The sequence below is a fragment of the Pseudomonas sp. LB3P81 genome (assembly GCF_054897965.1).
This window is the reverse complement of sequence record NZ_JBUBVG010000001.1, coordinates 5,017,960-5,037,084: the sequence shown is the minus strand read 5'-3', so window position 1 is coordinate 5,037,084 and position 19,125 is coordinate 5,017,960. Positions and strand designations below refer to the sequence as shown.

The 19,125-nt window shown below is 60.5% G+C and carries 17 protein-coding genes, 4 tRNA genes and 1 pseudogene; 4 read left to right on the top strand and 18 right to left on the bottom strand.

The features are described 5' to 3' along the window. Positions 1 to 61: 61 nt before the first annotated feature. From ACYZTL_RS23440 to ACYZTL_RS23425, 4 genes are all read right to left on the bottom strand, one after another. Positions 62 to 137: transfer RNA gene (locus ACYZTL_RS23440), tRNA-Gly, on the bottom strand. Positions 138 to 140: 3 nt separating this feature from the next. Beyond that, positions 141 to 216: transfer RNA gene (locus ACYZTL_RS23435), tRNA-Glu, on the bottom strand. Positions 217 to 320: 104 nt separating this feature from the next. After that, positions 321 to 396, bottom strand: a tRNA-Gly gene (locus tag ACYZTL_RS23430). Between the two features lie 4 nt (positions 397 to 400). Then, positions 401 to 476: transfer RNA gene (locus ACYZTL_RS23425), tRNA-Glu, on the bottom strand. A 393-nt stretch (positions 477 to 869) separates the two neighbouring features. On the opposite strand from ACYZTL_RS23425, the gene ACYZTL_RS23420 reads away from it, so the two are divergent. The 3 genes from ACYZTL_RS23420 (at position 870) to ACYZTL_RS23410 (ending at position 3,550) form a co-directional block, all read left to right on the top strand. After that, positions 870 to 1,628 carry a hypothetical protein gene (locus ACYZTL_RS23420; protein ID WP_461953730.1) on the top strand — a complete coding sequence of 253 codons (759 nt, stop codon included), beginning with the start codon at positions 870 to 872 and terminating at the stop codon, positions 1,626 to 1,628. Between the two features lie 45 nt (positions 1,629 to 1,673). Further along, positions 1,674 to 2,273, top strand: a complete 600-nt coding sequence (locus ACYZTL_RS23415; RefSeq protein WP_461953729.1) for a hypothetical protein — start codon at positions 1,674 to 1,676, stop codon at positions 2,271 to 2,273. A gap of 236 nt (positions 2,274 to 2,509) precedes the next feature. Then, positions 2,510 to 3,550 (top strand): IS110 family RNA-guided transposase, encoded by a 1,041-nt coding sequence (locus tag ACYZTL_RS23410; protein WP_461954362.1) that lies wholly within the window; start codon positions 2,510 to 2,512, stop codon positions 3,548 to 3,550. 349 nt (positions 3,551 to 3,899) lie between these two features. Here the strand turns inward: ACYZTL_RS23410 and ACYZTL_RS23405 are convergent, their stop codons facing one another. The 4 genes and pseudogenes from ACYZTL_RS23405 to ACYZTL_RS23390 all read right to left on the bottom strand — a co-directional run bounded on the left by ACYZTL_RS23405 (position 3,900) and on the right by ACYZTL_RS23390 (position 9,146). Then, on the bottom strand, positions 3,900 to 4,604 hold the full coding sequence (locus tag ACYZTL_RS23405) for a methyl-accepting chemotaxis protein (protein ID WP_461954361.1): 705 nt from the start codon (positions 4,602 to 4,604) through the stop codon (positions 3,900 to 3,902). Between the two features lie 204 nt (positions 4,605 to 4,808). Next, a pseudogene (locus ACYZTL_RS23400) lies at positions 4,809 to 4,985 on the bottom strand (HAMP domain-containing protein); the annotation flags it as partial. 987 nt (positions 4,986 to 5,972) lie between these two features. Continuing rightward, complete coding sequence (locus ACYZTL_RS23395; protein WP_461953728.1) at positions 5,973 to 7,355, bottom strand: aminotransferase-like domain-containing protein; 1,383 nt, start codon at positions 7,353 to 7,355, stop codon at positions 5,973 to 5,975. Between the two features lie 1,029 nt (positions 7,356 to 8,384). After that, a complete protein-coding gene (locus tag ACYZTL_RS23390; RefSeq protein ID WP_461953727.1) occupies positions 8,385 to 9,146 on the bottom strand; it encodes an SDR family oxidoreductase in 762 nt (253 codons plus the stop codon). Positions 9,147 to 9,382: 236 nt separating this feature from the next. Here ACYZTL_RS23390 and ACYZTL_RS23385 point away from each other — a divergent pair, with 236 nt between their 5' ends. Then, positions 9,383 to 10,387 (top strand): NADP-dependent oxidoreductase, encoded by a 1,005-nt coding sequence (locus tag ACYZTL_RS23385; RefSeq protein WP_461953726.1) that lies wholly within the window; start codon positions 9,383 to 9,385, stop codon positions 10,385 to 10,387. 104 nt (positions 10,388 to 10,491) lie between these two features. Here the strand turns inward: ACYZTL_RS23385 and pyrF are convergent, their stop codons facing one another. From pyrF to ACYZTL_RS23335, 10 genes are all read right to left on the bottom strand, one after another. Further along, positions 10,492 to 11,190, bottom strand: coding sequence for an orotidine-5'-phosphate decarboxylase (gene pyrF, locus ACYZTL_RS23380; RefSeq protein WP_166675900.1), 699 nt, complete (start codon positions 11,188 to 11,190; stop codon positions 10,492 to 10,494). A 143-nt stretch (positions 11,191 to 11,333) separates the two neighbouring features. Then, entirely contained in the window at positions 11,334 to 12,389 is a 1,056-nt protein-coding gene (locus tag ACYZTL_RS23375; protein WP_461953725.1) for an AI-2E family transporter, read from the bottom strand. A gap of 69 nt (positions 12,390 to 12,458) precedes the next feature. After that, entirely contained in the window at positions 12,459 to 13,265 is an 807-nt protein-coding gene (locus ACYZTL_RS23370; protein WP_461953724.1) for a DUF4892 domain-containing protein, read from the bottom strand. Positions 13,266 to 13,273: 8 nt separating this feature from the next. Then, positions 13,274 to 13,933, bottom strand: a complete 660-nt coding sequence (locus ACYZTL_RS23365; protein ID WP_461953723.1) for a glutathione S-transferase family protein — start codon at positions 13,931 to 13,933, stop codon at positions 13,274 to 13,276. Between the two features lie 50 nt (positions 13,934 to 13,983). Beyond that, complete coding sequence (locus ACYZTL_RS23360; protein ID WP_461953722.1) at positions 13,984 to 14,838, bottom strand: alpha/beta hydrolase; 855 nt, start codon at positions 14,836 to 14,838, stop codon at positions 13,984 to 13,986. Beyond that, complete coding sequence (locus ACYZTL_RS23355; protein ID WP_461953721.1) at positions 14,835 to 15,641, bottom strand: alpha/beta fold hydrolase; 807 nt, start codon at positions 15,639 to 15,641, stop codon at positions 14,835 to 14,837. The genes ACYZTL_RS23360 and ACYZTL_RS23355 overlap by 4 nt, the downstream gene beginning before the upstream one ends. Positions 15,642 to 15,951: 310 nt before the next feature. Further along, complete coding sequence (locus tag ACYZTL_RS23350) at positions 15,952 to 16,395, bottom strand: hotdog fold thioesterase (RefSeq protein ID WP_461953720.1); 444 nt, start codon at positions 16,393 to 16,395, stop codon at positions 15,952 to 15,954. Positions 16,396 to 16,427: 32 nt separating this feature from the next. Then, positions 16,428 to 18,095, bottom strand: a complete 1,668-nt coding sequence (locus ACYZTL_RS23345; protein WP_461953719.1) for an AMP-binding protein — start codon at positions 18,093 to 18,095, stop codon at positions 16,428 to 16,430. 217 nt (positions 18,096 to 18,312) lie between these two features. Further along, positions 18,313 to 18,765, bottom strand: a complete 453-nt coding sequence (gene sixA, locus ACYZTL_RS23340) for a phosphohistidine phosphatase SixA (protein WP_461953718.1) — start codon at positions 18,763 to 18,765, stop codon at positions 18,313 to 18,315. Continuing rightward, on the bottom strand, positions 18,762 to 19,109 hold the full coding sequence (locus ACYZTL_RS23335; RefSeq protein WP_008029309.1) for a DUF4389 domain-containing protein: 348 nt from the start codon (positions 19,107 to 19,109) through the stop codon (positions 18,762 to 18,764). Before ACYZTL_RS23335 ends, sixA begins: the two co-directional genes overlap by 4 nt. Positions 19,110 to 19,125: the final 16 nt, after the last annotated feature.

The window sequence follows — 19,125 nt, the reverse complement described above, 5'->3', positions numbered from 1 at the left end:
GGGAAAAATCAAAAAATGCACAAACAAAAACGCCGCTCAGTGAGCGGCGTTTTTGTGAAATTGGAGCGGGAAACGAGACTCGAACTCGCGACCCCGACCTTGGCAAGGTCGTGCTCTACCAACTGAGCTATTCCCGCAAATGGCGTCCCCTAGGGGACTCGAACCCCTGTTACCGCCGTGAAAGGGCGGTGTCCTAGGCCACTAGACGAAGGGGACACGCTGCCCGGAACACATGGTGTGTGTTTCGGTGCCCAGACCCGCATCCGAAGACTTGGTTCTGGTTTCACTCAGCCCTGCCCGAAAGCAACGCTGTTTAAAATTGGAGCGGGAAACGAGACTCGAACTCGCGACCCCGACCTTGGCAAGGTCGTGCTCTACCAACTGAGCTATTCCCGCATATTGGCGTCCCCTAGGGGACTCGAACCCCTGTTACCGCCGTGAAAGGGCGGTGTCCTAGGCCACTAGACGAAGGGGACACACGTACAACATTCACTCCCTACCGCGTTTCGCTGTGTGCTTTACGCTGTAAGTGGCGCGCATTCTATGGATGGATTGAGGGGTCGTCAACCCCCAGATATAAATTTATTTAAATCAATGACTTCGCCCTGCTTTGGGCGGTGAATACGGCTTTTTGGCTGCCCGAGGTTTGACGCCTATATTCTGACACCCGCCAAGACGTTATAGTCCACCCACGCAACAGATGATGGCAATGTGCACCTCACGCGCTATTACTTATATAAGCAGCGTTGCGGTCGATACAGACTGAAGAATGTACGATCCAACCCGTCGAGCGGCCCTATGCGCTCCCATGCTAAGCCACTACACTCGCACGCGAACCCCATAAAGAGGTCTTACCGTTGACACCACTCATGATCACCCTGCTAGTCCTGGCCGGGATCGCACTATTGATCGCCATTGGGTACATGAACCATGTGGTGGAAAACAACAAGCTGGAAAAGACCCGTACCAAGGTCGAGCTCAACGACCGCCTGCGTCGCTGCGGCGAACTCACCGAGACCTTTCCCGGCCAGTTGATGACACCGGCTCTCAAGTTGCTGTTGACCCGCCTGGAGCTGAACGTCTGCCAGCGCCTGTTGAACCTCGAAAAATCCAGCGCCAACCTCAAGGTGCGAATCAGTGAACTGAACACCCTGGTTGCCCAGGGTGAATCGATCCCGGTCAACAACCCGCCGGCACCGATCCAGACCGAAGCCAAAGCCAAGGACGTACGCTTCCTGCTCGAAGCCCTGCACGGCCAGATCACCCGCGCGGCACAGGACGGCTTCCTGCCGCCCAACGAAGCCAAACGCTGGATTCGCGAAGTTCGCCACATCCTGGTCCTGCTGCACATCGAATTCTTCAATAACCTCGGCCAGCATTTCCTGCAACAAAACCAGCCTGGCCAGGCTCGCCTGGCATTCGAACGCGGCGTGCAGTACCTGCGTAAACAGCAGGAACCTCAGGTCTACGCCGAACAGCTCGAATACCTGGAAAAGCTCCTGGCCCGCGCCAACGCACAAGTCATGGACAACATTGCGCCGGTTGAAGGCGAAGTGAACCAACTGACCGAAGGCCTCAAAGACGTCGAGGCGGATGCGGACTGGAAGAAGAAAGTTATTTACGACTGATCAGGGAAAGCAGAAGAGCCACCGACAAGGTGGCTTTTTTTTGCGTTGAACTTTATCGGCGAGTACATCCCGGAAAGATTGGTCGGCTGTCAGGCCGTCATCGCAGGCAAGCCAGCTCCCACAGGGTCCGAGGACATCCGCGAAAATCTGGTCGGCTGTCAGGCCGCCTTCGCCGGCAAGCCAGCTCCCACAGGGTCCGAGGACATCCGCGAAAATCTGGTCGACTGTCAGGCCGCCTTCGCAGGCAAGCCAGCTCCCACAGGGTCCGAGGACATCCGCGAAAATCTGGTCGGCTGTCAGGCCGCCTTCGCAGGCAAGCCAGCTCCCACAGGGGCCGAGGACATCCGCGAAAATCTGGTCGGCTGTCAGGCCGCCTTCGCCGGCAAGCCAGCTCCCACAGGGTCCGAGGACATCCGCGAAAATCTGGTCGGCTGTCAGGCCGCCTTCGCCGGCAAGCCAGCTCCCACAGGGTCCGAGGACATCCGCAAAAATCTGGTCGGCTGTCAGGCCGCCTTCGCCGGCAAGCCAGCTCCCACAGGGTCCGGGCACAACACGACAACTTTGTCGGATGTCAGGTCGCCTTCGCGAGCAGGCTCGCTCCCACAATGGGAATGCGACAAACCAGACCACGAGGCCGAGCGTTAGCTCGCCTCGCCTGCTTTTGATCTGCCCGCCCCTTCGGGAGGCTGAGTGGAGGTGTTCATCCGGGGAGTGGCGCGCAGCGCCGTTCGACGCAGTCGAACACGCTGCATGTAGGTCGTCGCGAAGCAGACCGGAGGGCAGTGTCCCCGGATGAATACCGGAGCGAAGGAACGCCGAGCCTAAGCGAGGGGCCGGACGCTGGGGCAAGACTTTTTGGTTCCTTTTGGGGCGTTCCCTCCGTGTCAGTCGATCTGGCCAAGCAGGTCTTTCAGGTCGCGGGGGAAGATGCCCTCGGCCAAGTTCTTTACGAAGAGCGCATCCAGTCGCGGGAAACCTTCCATGCCTTCCTGTGCAAACTACCGCCCAACGTAGTGGTACTGGTGGAAACTGGCCCAGGCGCTCAAGCATGGGCACGGCAGTTACAGGCTCAGGGCAACCTGACGCGAATTCTTCCGGCGCAGCTGGTGGCTAAACATCGCAGCGGTGCAAAAAATGATCGCAATGATGCACTGGCCATATTGCGCGCGGGGCGCGACAGCAAAATTGCGGCAGTCCCCATCAAAAGTGCGGCAGCACTGGCGATGCAGGCACTGCACCGTGCTCGGCAGGGTTATGTGCGTCGGCGCACGGCCATGAGTAATCAGATGCGGGGCTTACTGTTGGAGCATGGTGTTGCCTTGGCGCAGGGCGATGTCGCCATCAGCCAGGCCCTGCCTAGGGTGTTGGAAGATGCCACACAGCCGCTGCCAGACATGTTGCGCGAACTGATCGACGAGCTGCTGGGCGAATGGCGCCAACTGGGCGAGCGGGTCAACGTGCTGACCGGTCGCCTGGAGAGCGCCGCGAACGAGGATAAAACAGCGAGGCGACTGATGACCGTGCGCGGTATTGGCCCGATCATCGCCACAGCGCTTTTGGCCAAGCAAACTGAACCTGAACGCTTTGCCAGTGCACGCCAGTTCGCGGCCTACTTTGGCATGGTGCCTGAGCAGTACAGCAGTGGGCAGAAAGTTCGCCTGGGCAAGATGAGCAAACGAGGCGACAGCTATGTGCGCAGCTTGATGGTTCAAGGTGCGCACGCGGTATTGAGGCATTTGCGCCCCGATTCGGAGCAGCCCGACGATCGCCGGTTGCAACGCTGGCTGAGTCGGCTGGGACGCAAGGAGGCTGCGATACGGCTGGCGAACCGCAACCTGCGAATCGTCTGGGTACTGCTACAGAATGACCTGACTTATCGCCGCCAACCGGCCGATGGCCGGCAGGCGGCGCCAAGTCTCTGATCAACAGCGTTCTGCCACCGGGGTGCCAAGGCACTCCAGCCCCTGCTAGAAAACATTGACCCCAGGTCAGACCGTCGCGGATTGATGCCTGCGCCCTTACCGGCCCTCGAGGCCTGAATGTAATCGGCATACCGCGAGCTCAACCAATGTTGGCCAGAAGCCGAAGACAGCTTCCTCGAACAGGCCTTATACATAGATGCAACCGGGTAGCAGTGTTTGAAAAGCGGGTAGACAGTGGTGGCGAGTCCATACATAAGGGCGAAACCCTAAGCAGCCGTGACCGCAGGAACGGATATGTACACCCACAGCAAGAACCTGGTCGGCTACCAGGCCGCCAAGTTCTCAAGCGTCAAAGCCTGAAATGCCCGACCATCCCCTTCAACTCAACCCCCAACTGCGCCAGCTCGATACTCGAAGCCGCATTCCCCTGCATCGCCAACGAAGACTGATCCGCACTGGCGCGAATACTGGTCACACTGCGGTTGATCTCCTCAGCCACCGAACTCTGCTCCTCCGCAGCCGCCGCGATCTGCTGGTTCATCTGCTGAATCAACGACACCGCCGCCGCAATGCTGCCCAGCGCGCTCTCGGTCTGCAGCGCATCACTGACCGCGAGCTTCACCAACTCGCCACTGCTTTGAATCTGCTGCACCGACGAATGCGCCGCCGACCTCAAGGCGCTGACCAGTCGCTCGATTTCCTCGGTCGATTGCTGGGTCCGCCTGGCCAAGGCCCGCACTTCATCGGCGACCACCGCAAAGCCCCTGCCCTGCTCGCCGGCGCGCGCCGCCTCGATGGCTGCGTTGAGAGCCAACAAGTTGGTCTGCTCGGCCACACTCTTGATGACGCCGAGCACCGTACCGATATTCTGGATTTCCGCACTCAGACTTTCGATGCTCGAACTGGCGGATGACGCCGAGTCCGCCAGTTGCTCGATTCGCGCCATGCTCTGGCGCACCACCGCCTGGCCACTTTCGACCTTGCCGTCCGCCGTCTGTGCGGCCTGGGCAGCCTCTTCCGCGTTACGCGCAACGTCGTGCACGGTAGCCGTCATCTGATTCATGGCCGTAGCGACCTGCTCGGTTTCTTCCTTCTGACTGCTGACTTCAAGATTGGTCTGCTCAGTCACTGCCGACAGCGACTGAGCCGAACTGGCCAACTGTTCGATGCCCGCCTGCAAACCGCTGACAATACTGCTGAGCCCCGCGCCCATCTGCTGCATGGCCTGCATCAATTGGCCGATCTCATCACGACGGGTCACTTCAACAGTCGCACTCAAATCGCCCGCGGCGATCTGCTGAGCGACACGAATCACACTGCGCAGCGGTCCGACGATCAATCGGGTAATCACCCACGCCGCGATCAACCCGACCAGCAAGGCCAAGGCCGACGAGCCGATAATCAGCAACGAGTTCTTCTTCAGCTCGGTCTGCATCGACTGGTCTTCGGCGACATAGGCCTGGTCCACCCGCTCCACTACCTGCGCGGCGCGCTGATGCAACTGCTCGTAGACGGTTTTTTCCTGAGCCAGCAGGCCAGTGTATTCAGCCAGTTTTTCGCTGAAACCACCGATATGCCCGACCACTTCATTGAGGACAGTCAGGTAGCCCTCATCCTTGACTGTGGTTTTCAGTTGCTCGGCCTGAGTCAGCGCCTGATCAGCCTGCTCGATCTTGCCTTGCCCGGCGCTGTCGTCGCCCTTGCGGCTTTGGTCGAGCCGCACGCGTGCTTCGTTCATGGCTTGCAGCATCAGCCGCGATACCTGGCTGACCTGATTGGCCTGCTCGATGAACTGGGAACCGTCCTTGCCTTCGGATTCCTTCAAGGTATAGGCGCCATCATCGGCGAGCCCGGCCTGCAGCACGTCGAGATTATTGGCCACGCTGGAGACCGACCAACTGGCCATTTCCAACGCCAGATCCTTGGCCTGGCTCAGCGAGACGAACTCGTCAAAGGCTTTGCGGTAAGCCCCCAACGACTGCTCGACGTCGCTCATCACGGGAATGTTGGCCGGCGATTGCGCTTTCAGCTGATTCGCCAGAACGACCAGACCATCGACCCCTTCGTGCAAGGCCGTGACAATTTTCGGGTTGCCGTGCAAGGCGTACTCCTGCTCGAGCAGGCGCACCTTGAGCAAGCCACTGTTGAGCGACGACATCTGTTTGAGCCCGTCGAAGCGATGACTGATGGTTTGCAGGGACCACACGCCGATGGCCGCCACCAGGGCTGTCAGCAGTAGCACCAGCACAAACCCGACACCCAGTTTTTTTGCCATACCGAGGTTGGCAAAACGTCCTTGCACGGCCGAAATCATTGCACTTAGTCCCCTGACATAGTCTGTTGACGCAGATTCGCAACGGGCCTGTGTCAACACAAGTCTCTGGCGTCGGAATAATGGCAAAAAGCTACGCCAACGTCGTTTTCAGAACGCTTGAGGTCGATCCGGAGCGGTGGCCTGAAAAAACGCCCGGGCTCGCGGATCACAGGCGCGGGCCACATTGATACGCTGCCAGTCACTGGCCTCACTGGCGGGACTGAATGCCGTCGCGGAAGACAGCAGGACGCCGAAGCGCCGTGCCTGTGTCCGCACGTGATCGTAGTCGGACTTGCGCGACCGCGCCCAGATGAACAAACCGCCGACGGGTTTGCCGAACACCTCCCACTCGGCATCTTCCAGCACCTGCAGTGCGGCCTCCCGGTCATGTCTCAGACGCTGTCGCAGCCGCAGCACCAACTTGCGATAAGCACCGCTGGCCAGCAGGCAGGCCAGCACCGACTCGCAAAACCCTGAAGCGCCCAGACTGCTGATCCTCTTGACCTCAGCCAGTCGCGAAACAACGTCGGCACCGGCCACTACAAAACCGACCCGCAACGAACTGCTGAGGGTTTTGGAGAAGCTGCCGACGTAGATGACGTTGTCATCGGTATCCAGAGCGGCAAGCCGCGTACCGGGGCCACTGTGCAAATCCGCGTAGACGTCGTCTTCAATCACCAGCACGCCATGGGTTTTGGCCAGTTGCAGAACCCGCTGCGCCACCACCGGCGCCAGGTTGCTGCCTGTCGGGTTGTGATAGAAGCTGTTGATGAACAAAGCTCGGGGCTTTTTCTCAAGCAGCAGAGCCTCGAGCACCTCGATGTCAGGCCCACGCGGCGTACGCGGCACTTCAATCATCGAGACACCGTGCAACCTGAGCAGCTCGAACAGCAGGGAATAACCGGGACTTTCGACCACGACGCAATCACCCGGTTTGAGCAAGGTACGCACGATCAGGTCGAGCCCCTGACTGGCCCCTGCTGTCGTCATGATCCGGTTTTCGTCTGCGTTGATATCAAGCAGGCTCAAGCGCTTGATGATTTGTTGACGCAACGCAAGCAGACCCAGCGGCGCGCTGTAGTTGAACAGGCCAGCCATGTCGGTACGGCTGACCTCCCGGACCGCGTAAGTCAGGTCATCCGTCTCGCGCCAGCTTTCGGGGAGCCCGCCACATCCCAGTTTCAGCTCACCCGCGGCGTTGACTGGCTGCAACTCCGCGCCCTCAAACCAGGGTGAATCCGCAGCGGCCAACGTTGGGGCTGCGACAATGAATCCGGCACCATGACGCGACGCCAGCACCCCTTGAGCCACCAGCCGATCGCACGCTTCAACGACGCTGGACTGGCTGAGTAAATTGGTCCGCGCGATTTGCCGTGCAGAAGGCAAACGCGTCCCCGGTACTATGTCGCTCTGTCGCAGCCAGCACGCTAGCGCATCGACGACTTGCTGTACGACCGGCACCAAGGCCTGTCGATCGATTCTCAATTCCATGAGCAAGCAAACTCCTGTTCGTTTGACGGAATCAGTTAATCACAGGCGCGCTCGATGGGCTGTGCGACAACGCCGCCAAAACTTGCGATTCTAACCATTTGAAACACATTGCCGAGTCCTCTCACGAAGCAAAAAAAAACCGCGCAATGAGTGATGCCGTTCACTTAAAAAATGGATGGCGGCCTGATGGTCGATCGTAGTTTTTTACATTCGGTCTGCGGTAGCGGCGGTTGGAGCTGGGGCTGGGGCTGGGGCTGGGGCTGAGTGTACATATCCATTGCTGAGGTAACGGCGGCTATTGGTTCCGCCTTTACGGCGGGTTACTTGGAAAAGCGCCAAGTAACCAAGCGCCAGCGCCCCTGACGTACGGTGCCTCGCCTAGGCTCGGCATGCCCTCGCTCCGGTCCTGCTCCGTGGGCCCGCCGCCATCGGCCATCCATGGCCGGGGCCGGCTACCGCGGCATCCTTGCCGCGCTGCCCACTGCGCAGAACCTCCACTCGGCCTCCCGACGGGGCAGATCAAGATCAAGATCAAAAACCAAAGCCAGAGCCAGAGCCAGAGCCAGAGCAGAGCCAGAGCAGAGCCACTGGAAACTGTAGGAGCGAGCTTGCTCGCGAAAATCATCTGGAGAACGCGTTCATTCAGACAGCACGCGTAATCGTTGGCGTCCATCGCAGGCAAGCCAGCTCCCACAGGGGAACGCGTACACCTGAAATCAGGTCGGCTGGCAGGCCGCCTCGCGGTGCTGTTGCGGTGCCCGCCCCCTCGAGAGGCCGAGCGCAGGTTCTGCGCAGTGGGCAACCCGGCATGGATGCCGGGTTAGCCGCGCACGGCCATGGATGGCCGATCGCGGCGGGCCCACGGAGCAGGACCGGAGCGAGGCACCGAACGAAAGGGGCAAGAGCGCTTTGGTTACTTTCGCCTGGGCCGGCATTCCGGATTTTCGAAAGTGACCCGCCGTCAGGGCGGAACCATTAGCAGCCGTTACCGCAGCAACGGATATGTACACAATCAACAAAAGACGCGATTCAAAACGCCGTAACACCACCATCCACCGCCAGGGAATGACCGGTGGTGAACGCAGCACCGTCGCTGCACAGGTACAGCACTGCACTGGCAATTTCCTCGACCTTGCCGATGCGGCCCACCGGGTGCATGGCGTTGGCGAACTCGCCTTTCTTCGGGTCCGCTTCATAGGCGCGGCGGAACATGTCGGTGTCGATGACCGCCGGGCATACCGCATTCACGCGGATTTTTTTCTTGGCGTATTCGATGGCCGCCGATTTGGTCAGGCCGATTACCGCGTGTTTCGACGCCGCATAAATGCTCATCTTCGGCGCAGCGCCGAGGCCGGCGACCGAAGCGGTATTGACGATCGCGCCACCGCCCTGGGCCAGCAACAACGGCAACTGGTACTTCATGCACAGCCAGACGCCTTTGACGTTAACGCCCATGATCGCGTCGAACTCGTCGACCGTGCCTTCGGCCAGTTTGCCTTTCTCGATCTCGATACCCGCATTGTTGAAGGCGTAGTCGAGGCGGTCGTAGGTATTCACCACCTCGTCCATCAGATTTTTTACATCGCTTTCCACGGTGACATTGCAGCGCACGAAGGTCGCTTCGCCGCCTGCCGTGCGAATCAGCGCCACGGTGCCCTCGCCACCGGCCGTGTCCATGTCGGCCACCACCACTTTCAACCCTTCGGCGGCGAACGCCTGGGCGGTCGCGCGGCCGATACCGTTGGCGGCGCCCGTTACGACAGCGACCTGACCGGAAAACGTCATGCTCATTGTTATGTCCTCGAAGAGAAGAATGCGTGGGTTCGCGTGCGCCCAGTCTAGCCACAGGCGTTACCGCCACGGCAGCACTATCAGAAGGCCGGTTGAGCGCCCATGAGTTGCAGTGATAGAACGGACGGCCTGACTATCACTGCACTGGATCAATGTGCATTCGCCGCATCAGCCAAACTTGCGGCAACAACAATGAAGGTCTATCAACAAGGCTTCATTCATCTTGAGTGCCTGTCATGACTACCCAGACCAATCGCCAGTTCCTGCTCGCCAAACGTCCGGTGGGCGCGGCTACCCGTGAGACTTTCACCTATCAGGAAGTACCGGTCAGCGAACCGGCTGCGGGTCAGATCCTGGTCAAAAACGAATATTTGTCCCTGGACCCGGCCATGCGCGGCTGGATGAACGAAGGCAAGTCCTACATCCCGCCAGTCGGAATCGGCGAGGTCATGCGTGCATTGGGTGTAGGCAAAGTCGTGGCGTCGAACAATCCAGGCTTTGCGGTCGGTGACTACGTCAATGGCGCCCTGGGGGTGCAGGATTACTTCCTTGGCGAGCCGCGCGGTTTCTACAAGGTCGATCCGAAACTGGCACCGCTGCCACGTTATCTGTCCGCGCTGGGCATGACCGGGATGACCGCCTACTTCGCCCTGCTCGATGTCGGTGCACCGAAGGAAGGTGACACCGTGGTGCTGTCAGGCGCGGCCGGGGCGGTAGGCAGCATTGCCGGGCAGATTGCCAGGATCAAGGGCTGCCGTGTGGTCGGCATCGCGGGCGGCGCGGACAAGTGCAAGTTCCTGATCGACGAACTGGGTTTTGACGGCGCCATCGATTACAAGAGCGAAGACGTCGTCGCCGGCCTCAAGCGCGAATGCCCGAAAGGCGTCGACGTTTATTTCGATAACGTCGGCGGCGATATCCTCGACGCGGTGCTGAGCCGCCTGAACATGAAGGCACGGGTGGTGATTTGCGGCGCCATCAGCCAGTACAACAACAAGGAAGCGGTCAAAGGCCCGGCCAACTACCTGTCGCTGCTGGTAAACCGCGCGCGGATGGAGGGCTTTGTAGTGATGGACTACGCCGCGCAGTTCGCCGCTGCCGGGCAGGAAATGGCTGGCTGGATGGCCAAGGGGCAGCTCAAGAGCAAGGAAGACATTGTTGAAGGACTGGAGACATTCCCGGAGACGCTGATGAAGTTGTTCAGCGGCGAGAATTTCGGGAAGTTGGTTCTGAAGGTTTAACGCCAATCTGTAGGAGCCGGCTTGCTGGCGATGGCATCACCGCGGTGATTCAGGTAGACCGCGGTGATGCCATCGCCAGCAAGCCGGCTCCTACAGATTCGGGTTTAAGCGATTTCGGCTACTACGGCCGCCAACGCCTTGGCCGGGTCCGCCGCCTGGCTGATCGGACGGCCGATCACCAGATAATCGGAACCGGCATCCAGCGCCTGGCGCGGGGTCAGGATGCGGCGTTGATCGTCCTGAGCGCTGCCCGCCGGACGAATCCCCGGGGTCACCAGTTGCAACGACGGGTGAGCCGATTTCAAGGCCTGGGCTTCCAGGGCCGAGCACACCAGCCCGTCCATCCCGGCTTTTTCCGCCAGCGCAGCCAGGCGCAGCACCTGTTCCTGCGGTTCGATGTCCAGACCGATGCCGGCCAGATCTTCACGCTCCATGCTGGTCAACACGGTCACGCCAATCAGCAGCGGTTTCGGGCCGGTGCGCTGGTCCAGCACTTCACGGCAGGCTGCCATCATGCGCAGACCGCCGGAGCAATGGACGTTGACCATCCACACGCCCATTTCCGCCGCGGCTTTTACCGCCATGGCGGTGGTGTTCGGGATGTCGTGGAACTTGAGGTCGAGGAACACTTCGAAACCCTTGTCACGCAGGGTGCCGACGATTTCCGATGCGCAACTGGTGAACAGTTCCTTGCCGACTTTGACCCGGCACAGTTTCGGGTCCAACTGATCGGCCAGCTTCAGTGCGGCGTCACGGGTGGGGAAATCCAGGGCGACGATGATAGGAGTCTGGCAGGCGGACATGTGCGGGCTCTCAGGCAGGACGAAATCGGCGCGCATTGTAGCGGAACCAACGCGGCTGCGGGACCCGATGATCGGTAAATCGTCGTCGGCGCTCAGCCAAGACTAGCCCTTTCGCCGATTGTGTCGAGCATCGACAAAAAACCTCAAGGCCGACGATCTTCCACCCGCGCCTGACTCTTGCTCCAGTCGTTCAACAAGCTATACGCCACGGCCAACAACGTCGGCCCGATGAACAGACCGATGAACCCAAACGCAATCAACCCGCCAAACACCCCCAACAGCACGATCACCAACGGCAAATTCCCACCGCGACTGATCAGGTAAGGCTTGAGCACATTGTCGACCCCGCTGATGATGAACGTGCCCCAGATCCCGAGGAACACCGCCATCCCGTACTCGCCCTTCCAGGCCAGCCAGGCGGTCGCCGGTATCCACACCAGCGGCGGCCCCATGGGAATCAGACTGAGCAGGAAGGTGACGATGCCGAGCACCAGCGCGCCAGGCACTCCGGCAATCAGGAACCCGATCAACGCCAGCACCGCTTGAGCCGCCGCCGTCCCGATCACACCGTTCACCACCCGTTGCACCGTACCCGCCACCAGTTCGATGTAATACCCGGCGCGATCACCGATCAACCGCTGCAGCAGCCCATGGACAAACGCCGCCAGGCGCGGACCGTCCCGGTAGAAAAAGAACACGAACACAATGCTCAGCGTCAGCTCGAGAATGCCGCCGCCAATCTGTGCACTGCGCGCCAACAACCAGTTACCGACCTGCCCCAGATAAGGTTTGAGCGACACCATCATCGCCGCGCCTTGCTGGTCGATGCTGTTCCAGATCACCACCAGCCGCCCGCCCACTAAAGGAATGCTGCCCAACCAGGTCGGGGCCTCGGGCAAGCCATCCATCTGCACATCCTTGATGAACGCCGTGGCGTCGCGCACATGGTCCGCCAGGTTGAAACCCAGCCACACCAGCGGCACCGCCACCAGCAACATCCAGCACAGGGTCAGCAATGCCGCCGCCAGGGATTCGCGACCATTGAGCCAACGCGTCAGCAAACGCATCAGCGGCCAACTGGCAAACGCCAGCACCGCGCCCCAGAACAACGCCGACCAGAACGGCGCCATTACCCAGAAGCTCGCGCCAAACAGCACCAGGAGCAGGATTTGCACCAACAGCCGATCGTTATTGATCATCCGTATCTCGAAAAAAGTCAGTCCGCAAAAGAATAGGCGAACGCGACCGGCGCGTCCGCCTGATACAGCTTATCGCAACAGTTCGATGTGCAGGCCAGAGCCTTCGACGCTGCCCGTCTCCATCCGCGCCGACCGTACGCCCTGACTCATTAATGCCTGACGCCAGGCTTCGGCATTCGGCCCGGAAACGCTCACCCGCAGGGTCGTGTCCAGGTTCAGGCCACGCGAGAGCAAGCGCAGCCAGGTCTCGTCGGGCGCAGCGGTCAGTTTCGGGAAGTCGAGCTCGCCGGTGCTTTTGAGCTCTCGCAACAAGGTAGCGGAGGTGGGCAGCAGATCACCCAGCGGTGCGGCAGCGTCGAACTGTTCGACGTGCAGATAGGCTTTGCGATTGCCGCGAGTGATGCTGTACAGCGCCACCAGGGTGTTGTCCTTTGGCGCCGCCAACCGCAACAGCAAATACGCTTGCTGATCGTCAGCGCCATAGAGCTTGGCATTGCCGAAGACTTCATTGGCCCACAGGCTGCTTTCACCGCAATCACGGGCCTGGCACCAGAAAAGCAACTGCGCGTCCTGCTTCTGCAAGGCTTCGCGAGCGGCGGTAAACGCCTCGATGGACGAATGCTCCGATGGCAACTCGTAGGTCACCGAAGTGGTTTGTCCACGGGCGCTGACCTGACCGTCGAAACGCAACTGGCCACTGATCTTGCGGATTGAACCCAGCGGGTAGATCCGTTCGAGTTCGACCGCCGGGCGATAGTCGACGATCTGCGAATCGGCCACGCGCGGCACGATCGGCAGGTCCTGACTGCCCGGCACATCGGCGGCAAACAACAGAGGACTGAAACAACACAGCGCCAGCAGACTGATTGAACGCATGGATAAGTTCATCGGATCAGCATGGCCTGGGCACCCTTGACGACGCTGGCGTCGTCGATGCGTTCTGGCACCAGCAACCCACGCTGCACCGCCGGACGCGCCTCCATACTCGCCATCCAGCGTTGCAAGGCCGTCAAGCCGTCCACGGCGACACCTGACCACTCGTGGCCACGCACCCACGGATAGGTGGCGATATCGGCAATGCTGTAATCGCCGGCCAGAAATTCCACATCTTGCAGGCGCGTATCGAGCACTTCATAGAGCCGACGGGTTTCATGCTGATAGCGGTCGATGGCGCCCTGGAGTTTTTCCGGAAAGTATCGGAAAAACACATTGGCCTGCCCCTGCATCGGGCCGATTCCGCCCATCTGGAACATCAGCCACTGCAAAACTACCGAACGCCCTTTGGGGTCCTTGGGCAGCAGTTTGCCGGTCATTTCAGCGAGGTAAATCAGGATGGCGCCGGATTCGAACACGGCAAAATCGCCGTTGGTGCGGTCGACAATCGCCGGGATCCGGCCATTGGGATTGATCTTGAGGAAGTCCGCGGACTTCTGTTCCTTCTTGTCGAAACTCAAGGCGTGCACCGTGTAGGGCAGGCCGAGTTCCTCGAGCACGATAGAAACCTTGTGGCCATTCGGGGTCGCAGCGGTGTAGAGATCTATCATGGTTGTCTCCCTTTTCAACCCGCCCAGCCTCGACAGTTGCCCGGCGCAAGTCAAGGAACGGCGAAGAACCGATTGAAACAGTCTGCGACAAGGTCGGCACCGCGCTCGTCATTCAAGTGCAAATGATGGCCGCCAGGCAGCTGTTCACGGCTAAAGGGTAGACGCTCCAGCAGCTCGGGATGTTTGGCGAGCATGCCGTCGGCCGCGACGACCAGCAACGCAGGACAGCTGACCCGCTGGACGAAGGCCATGGCCTGTTCGCTGGTCAGACGCAGCGGCGACGGCAGCGTCAGGCGGTTGTCGGTACGCCAGGTGTAGCCGCCCGGCACCGGCATCAAGCCACGCTGGGCCAGCAGTTCTGCGGCTTCGCGGCTGACGGCCACCAGACCTTTCATGCGCGCTTCGATAGCGCGGTCGAGGGTGTTGTAGACCGGTTTGCGTTTCTCCCGCAGATCCAGCTGCGCTTGCAGGGCCATGCCCATGCGCTCGGCGGCATTTTCGCCTTTGTCTGTAGGAGGAATGATGCCGTCGATCAAGGCCAGATGGGTGACACGCTCAGGCAACGACCCGGCAATGATCAACGAAGCGATCGCGCCCATGGAGTGCCCCATCAGCGCAAAACGCTTCAAGCCAAGCTGTTCGGCGACTTGCAGCACGTCATGGGCGTAGTCCCACATCGCGTAACCGGCCCCGGTCGGGCGATGTCCCGAGTGACCGTGACCGGCCATGTCCAGTGCAATGATGCGCAGCCCTTTGAGCTTCGGCGCCAACCGGGCAAAGCTGTTGGCGTTGTCCAGCCAGCCGTGCAAGGCGATTACCGGCAAACCGTCTTCGGGACCGAACAGGTGCGCTGCCAGCTCGATGTGCGGCAGGCTCAGGCGGACTTCTTCGACGACATGGCTCATGCACAATCCTGCTGATGGCGACCGTCCCAGCGGCTGAACAGGTTTTTCAGCAGCAAGGCCGTGTCCTGGGGACGTTCGAGGGGAAACATGTGCCCGCCAGGCATGGTCAGGGATTCGCCCAACGGCATGCGACCGACAGAACTGGCGTGATGACGCATCACCACGCGGCTCTTGTGCCCGCGCACCACTGCCAACGGCACCTTCAACTGCCGAGCGCGACCAGGGCTGGTGTGGGGCACGCCACGGTAGATGCTGATTTCCGTGGCAGGGTCGAAACGCAGGCGCAGTTTGTCGCCGACCTTGTACAAACCGTGTTGCAGGTAAGCGTCAAAACATTCCGGATCGAAGCTGCGGAACAGGGTTTTGCCCGCGAAATAGCGGCGCGCGCTTTCGAGGTCGGCGAACTCTTCCCGACGCCCCAGCGTACGACCCGCCGGAGTCAGTCGGTCAATAAAACCGAAGCGTTTGGCAGCGCGGATCACCCATTGATCGGCGCGGGTCAGCACCGGCGAATCGAGCATCACCACGCCGCGGTACAGCTCGGGACAGCGCAAAGCGGCGTGCAGGTGCAGCACGCCACCGAAGGAATGGCCGACGCCCCACACCGGTTCCGCCTGCTGCTTGAGGTGATGAATCAGCTCGTCCACCAGGTTGTGCCAGTTGTCGTCCGCCGGGAAACGCGGGTCGTGTGCGTGCTGCTCCAGATGCGTCACCTGATACTCGGGCGCCAGCGCCGCGAACAACTTGCCGTAGGTCCCCGAAGGAAAACCATTGGCGTGGGCGAAAAATATCTGCTGCGACATACCGGTCGATCCATCAACGAAAAACAGAACCCGATTGTCCGCAAGCCCACCGCGATCCGCAATGACCGTAACTGCCAGGGAGGATGACAGTCCGGTCAGGACCATGGGCCGTTCAGATATCGGAGAACCTTGTGGCGAGCGAGCTTGTCGGATCGCCGCACCGTCCCGTTCGGCTGCGCAGCAGCCGCAAAACCGGTGAACGCCGTGTGCCAGAAGACGGGGTGTCCAGGGGTCTGCTTCGCAGCCCAGCGGGAGCGAGCTCCCTCGCCACAGGAAATCATTGCCCCGAAAAATGTCGGTCATTCGACAATCAACGGGCCGGCGGATTCTCTCCCAACGGCACCACTGCCATGGTCAACCGCGACACACAACTGGCCTTGCCCTCATCGCTGGTCAGCCGTATATCCCAGACATGGGTCGTACGCCCGATGTGAATCGGCTTGGCCACTGCTGTCACCCGCCCACTGCGCAGCCCCCGCAAATGGTTGGCGTTGATTTCCAGGCCCACGCAGTAAAACTTGCTGGCATCGATGCACAAATAGCTGGCCATGGAGCCGACGGTCTCGGCCAGCACCACCGAAGCACCGCCGTGCAGCAGACCATAAGGCTGGTGCGTGCGGTGGTCGATGACCATGCTCGCGGTCAGGGACTCTTCGTCAACGGCCTCGAAGCGGATATCCAGCACTTCGCCGATGGTGTTTTTCTGGAATGCGTTCAACTGCTCGATGTTGGGAGTGGTGCGCCACAAGCTCATTGCAGACATCCTTTGTTAATTTTGTTCGTGACTCAATCCTGCCACAGCACCGCTTCGCTGCGCTCGCTCCATTCTTCGAACCGGGCACCGTAAGCCGCTTCGATCACGTTGCGCTTGATCTTCAGGGTCGGAGTCAGAAAGCCGTTTTCCACCGCCCAGTTGTCTTTGACCACCACGAGGCGGCGCAGGCGCTCATGTTTGTCGAGGGCGTCGTTGACCTCCTCCAGCAGTTTTTCCAGGCTTGAATGCAGACCGGCGCGCGCGGTTCCGCCCGCGTCCTGCTGTCCGACCGCCGAGAGCACACACAGTCCCAGCGGCGCGCTCAAACCGTCGCCGACCACGCACACCTGTTCGATCCGCGAATGTACCGCCAGGCGGTTTTCGATCGGTGCAGGGGCCACGTATTTGCCTTTGCTGGTCTTGAAAATCTCCTTCAGCCGACCGGTCAGGCGCAGGTTGCCTTCGGCATCTTGCTCGCCCTTGTCACCGGTGCGCAGGAAGCCGTCCTCGGTGATCGTGTCGGCGGTTTTTTCCGGCTCCTTGAAATACCCGAGCATGGTCGCGCCGCTGCGCACCATGACCTCGCCCGATTCAGCGATCCGCACTTCAACCTCCGGGCAAGGCTTGCCGATCCAGCCGGGCTTGTTCTCGCCGGACCGGCCGATGTGGGAATAACCGCAGCTTTCGGTCATGCCGTACACCTCCAGCACGTCCAGCCCGAGCTTTCGATACCACAGCAGCAAGGTCTGTGGCACCGGCGCAGCGCCGGACAGCGCGACGCGCAAGGCGTCCAGCCCAAGCCCGGCAAGCACTTTGTGCCCTACCCGCTTGCCGATGAAGGGCAAACCGAGCAGGAAGTCGAGACGTTTCGCCGGGATCTTGCTGTACACGCCCATCTGGAACTTGGTCCAGATGCGCGGCACGCCGAACAGTGCCGTCGGCCGCGCACGCCGCAAATCGGCAAGAAAAGTATCGAGGCTCTCGGCAAAGAACACGGTTTGCCCGGTATAGATCGACGCCAGTTCAACAAACATTCGTTCGGCAACATGGCACAGCGGCAGGTAGGACAGCAGCCGATCCGACTCATTGAGGCCGAACAATTGCGTGCCGTGGGTGGTGGCGAACCCCAGAGTGCCGAAGCTGTGCATCACGCCTTTGGGCATGCCGGTAGTGCCGGAGGTGTAAATGATGGTCGCCAGTTGGTCGGCGGCAGGTTTGGGGTCGTCCTGGATCGGTGAACACGCTTGCAGGTCGGCCCAGCTGAAATCGAAGCTGCCCGGCGGATGCAGTGGCAGGCTGATGGTCGGCAGGTCGGGGCTCACTCCGCGGGACATGCCGGGCCAGTCATCGAGCTTGCCGATGAACGCCAGCGCCGCTTCGGAGTGGTCGAGTACTTGCGCGACGGTCTCGGCGGTGAGGTTCGGGTACAACGGCACCGAAACGTGCCCGGCCATCCAGATCGCCAGATCGGCGATGATCCAGTGCGCACAGTTTTTCGAGATCAGGGCGATGTGGCTGCCTTGCGGCAATTCCCGCGCCCGCAACCAGTGCGCGGCGCAACGGGCCTGATGGCCGACGTCTTCCCAGGTCAGGGTTTCGACCTGACCGCCGCCCACCGGTTGAACCAGAAAGCGCTGACGGGGATGACGGGCTTCACGCTCGTAAAAAACGTCCAGCGGCAAACGAAAAGTAGCAGACATGCGACTCGCTCCTTTGTTTTTGATCTGGAGCAAGCGTAGTCAACCAAGCAGTTGCTTGGTTGACTATTTCACACAAAGAAACACAACACCGCTGGCCGTTGTAGGAGCGAGCTTGCTCGCGATGGTCGTGAACGATAACGCGTGCATTCAGGATAAACGCGTCATCGTTCACGTCCATCGCGAGCAAGCTCGCTCCTACATCTATGGTTAGGCAGGTTTACGGGTGTTTGATGCTGTTGAGCTTCATCGCCCCCGCGAGTGGCAAATCCCCTTCGAGTTCCGCGAGACCGGCGGTGGCCACCCTTTCCGGGTCCTGAACATGGCCATGCTGCAGATATCCCAGCAAATTGCCCACCAGCGGGTTATGACTGACGAGCAATGCGCGATCCACGGACACCAATTGCTCCGAGACCACTTGTGGGCTGTAGTCGGGGGCCAACCATTCGACGGTGCGAATCTCCGGCGCGAACCCCAGCGTCTCGCGCACCAGTTGCGCGGTCTCCTGCGCACGGCGGTAGGGACTGGCATAAATGGCGGTCAGCTTTTTGTCCATCAGTTCGGCAGCCGTGCGCAACACTTCTTCACGACCGTGTTCTGTCAATGCCCGCTCGGAATCAGGACGTTTGCCGTGTGGCTCGGCTTCACCATGACGCAATACCCAGAGTTTCATAGCTTGGGTTCCTCATCTCGGGCCGGATGCGGCGCAGGTGCCACGACGTGTGGCGCTTCACCTTCCGGCGTACGCGGCGTTGGCCAGTCGGCGAACGGCCAGGGTTTCTGGTCGCTGTGGAACGTGCCGAAACGACCGATCTGCGCCAGGAACTGGCTCAGGCTGTCACCGAAATTCATCAGGCTGGCGCTCGGGGCGCCATAGATCAAACGATAGACCAGTTGCACCAGCACCACGGCGCCGAGGATGAATTGCGCCACCTGCCAGACCAGCAGGAAGACGATCATCCACAACACCCGCAGCAGGATGGATTCGTATTGGGCTTCTGTTTTCGGATCGTTCATGTCTCGCTCTCCTGCT

Bases quoted from the DNA above. Each gene is read 5' to 3' on its own strand.
- ACYZTL_RS23355 (WP_461953721.1), bottom strand. From the start codon at position 15,641: ATGTCGCAGCAGATATTTTTCGCCCACGCCAATGGTTTTCCTTCGGGG.
- ACYZTL_RS23405 (WP_461954361.1), bottom strand. From the start codon at position 4,604: ATGACGGCTACCGTGCACGACGTTGCGCGTAACGCGGAAGAGGCTGCC.
- ACYZTL_RS23370 (WP_461953724.1), bottom strand. From the start codon at position 13,265: ATGCGTTCAATCAGTCTGCTGGCGCTGTGTTGTTTCAGTCCTCTGTTG.
- ACYZTL_RS23360 (WP_461953722.1), bottom strand. From the start codon at position 14,838: ATGAGCCATGTCGTCGAAGAAGTCCGCCTGAGCCTGCCGCACATCGAG.
- ACYZTL_RS23375 (WP_461953725.1), bottom strand. From the start codon at position 12,389: ATGATCAATAACGATCGGCTGTTGGTGCAAATCCTGCTCCTGGTGCTG.
- ACYZTL_RS23385 (WP_461953726.1), top strand. From the start codon at position 9,383: ATGACTACCCAGACCAATCGCCAGTTCCTGCTCGCCAAACGTCCGGTG.
- ACYZTL_RS23395 (WP_461953728.1), bottom strand. From the start codon at position 7,355: ATGGAATTGAGAATCGATCGACAGGCCTTGGTGCCGGTCGTACAGCAA.
- ACYZTL_RS23420 (WP_461953730.1), top strand. From the start codon at position 870: ATGATCACCCTGCTAGTCCTGGCCGGGATCGCACTATTGATCGCCATT.
- ACYZTL_RS23365 (WP_461953723.1), bottom strand. From the start codon at position 13,933: ATGATAGATCTCTACACCGCTGCGACCCCGAATGGCCACAAGGTTTCT.
- ACYZTL_RS23335 (WP_008029309.1), bottom strand. From the start codon at position 19,109: ATGAACGATCCGAAAACAGAAGCCCAATACGAATCCATCCTGCTGCGG.
- pyrF (WP_166675900.1), bottom strand. From the start codon at position 11,190: ATGTCCGCCTGCCAGACTCCTATCATCGTCGCCCTGGATTTCCCCACC.
- ACYZTL_RS23345 (WP_461953719.1), bottom strand. From the start codon at position 18,095: ATGTCTGCTACTTTTCGTTTGCCGCTGGACGTTTTTTACGAGCGTGAA.
- sixA (WP_461953718.1), bottom strand. From the start codon at position 18,765: ATGAAACTCTGGGTATTGCGTCATGGTGAAGCCGAGCCACACGGCAAA.
- ACYZTL_RS23390 (WP_461953727.1), bottom strand. From the start codon at position 9,146: ATGAGCATGACGTTTTCCGGTCAGGTCGCTGTCGTAACGGGCGCCGCC.
- ACYZTL_RS23350 (WP_461953720.1), bottom strand. From the start codon at position 16,395: ATGAGCTTGTGGCGCACCACTCCCAACATCGAGCAGTTGAACGCATTC.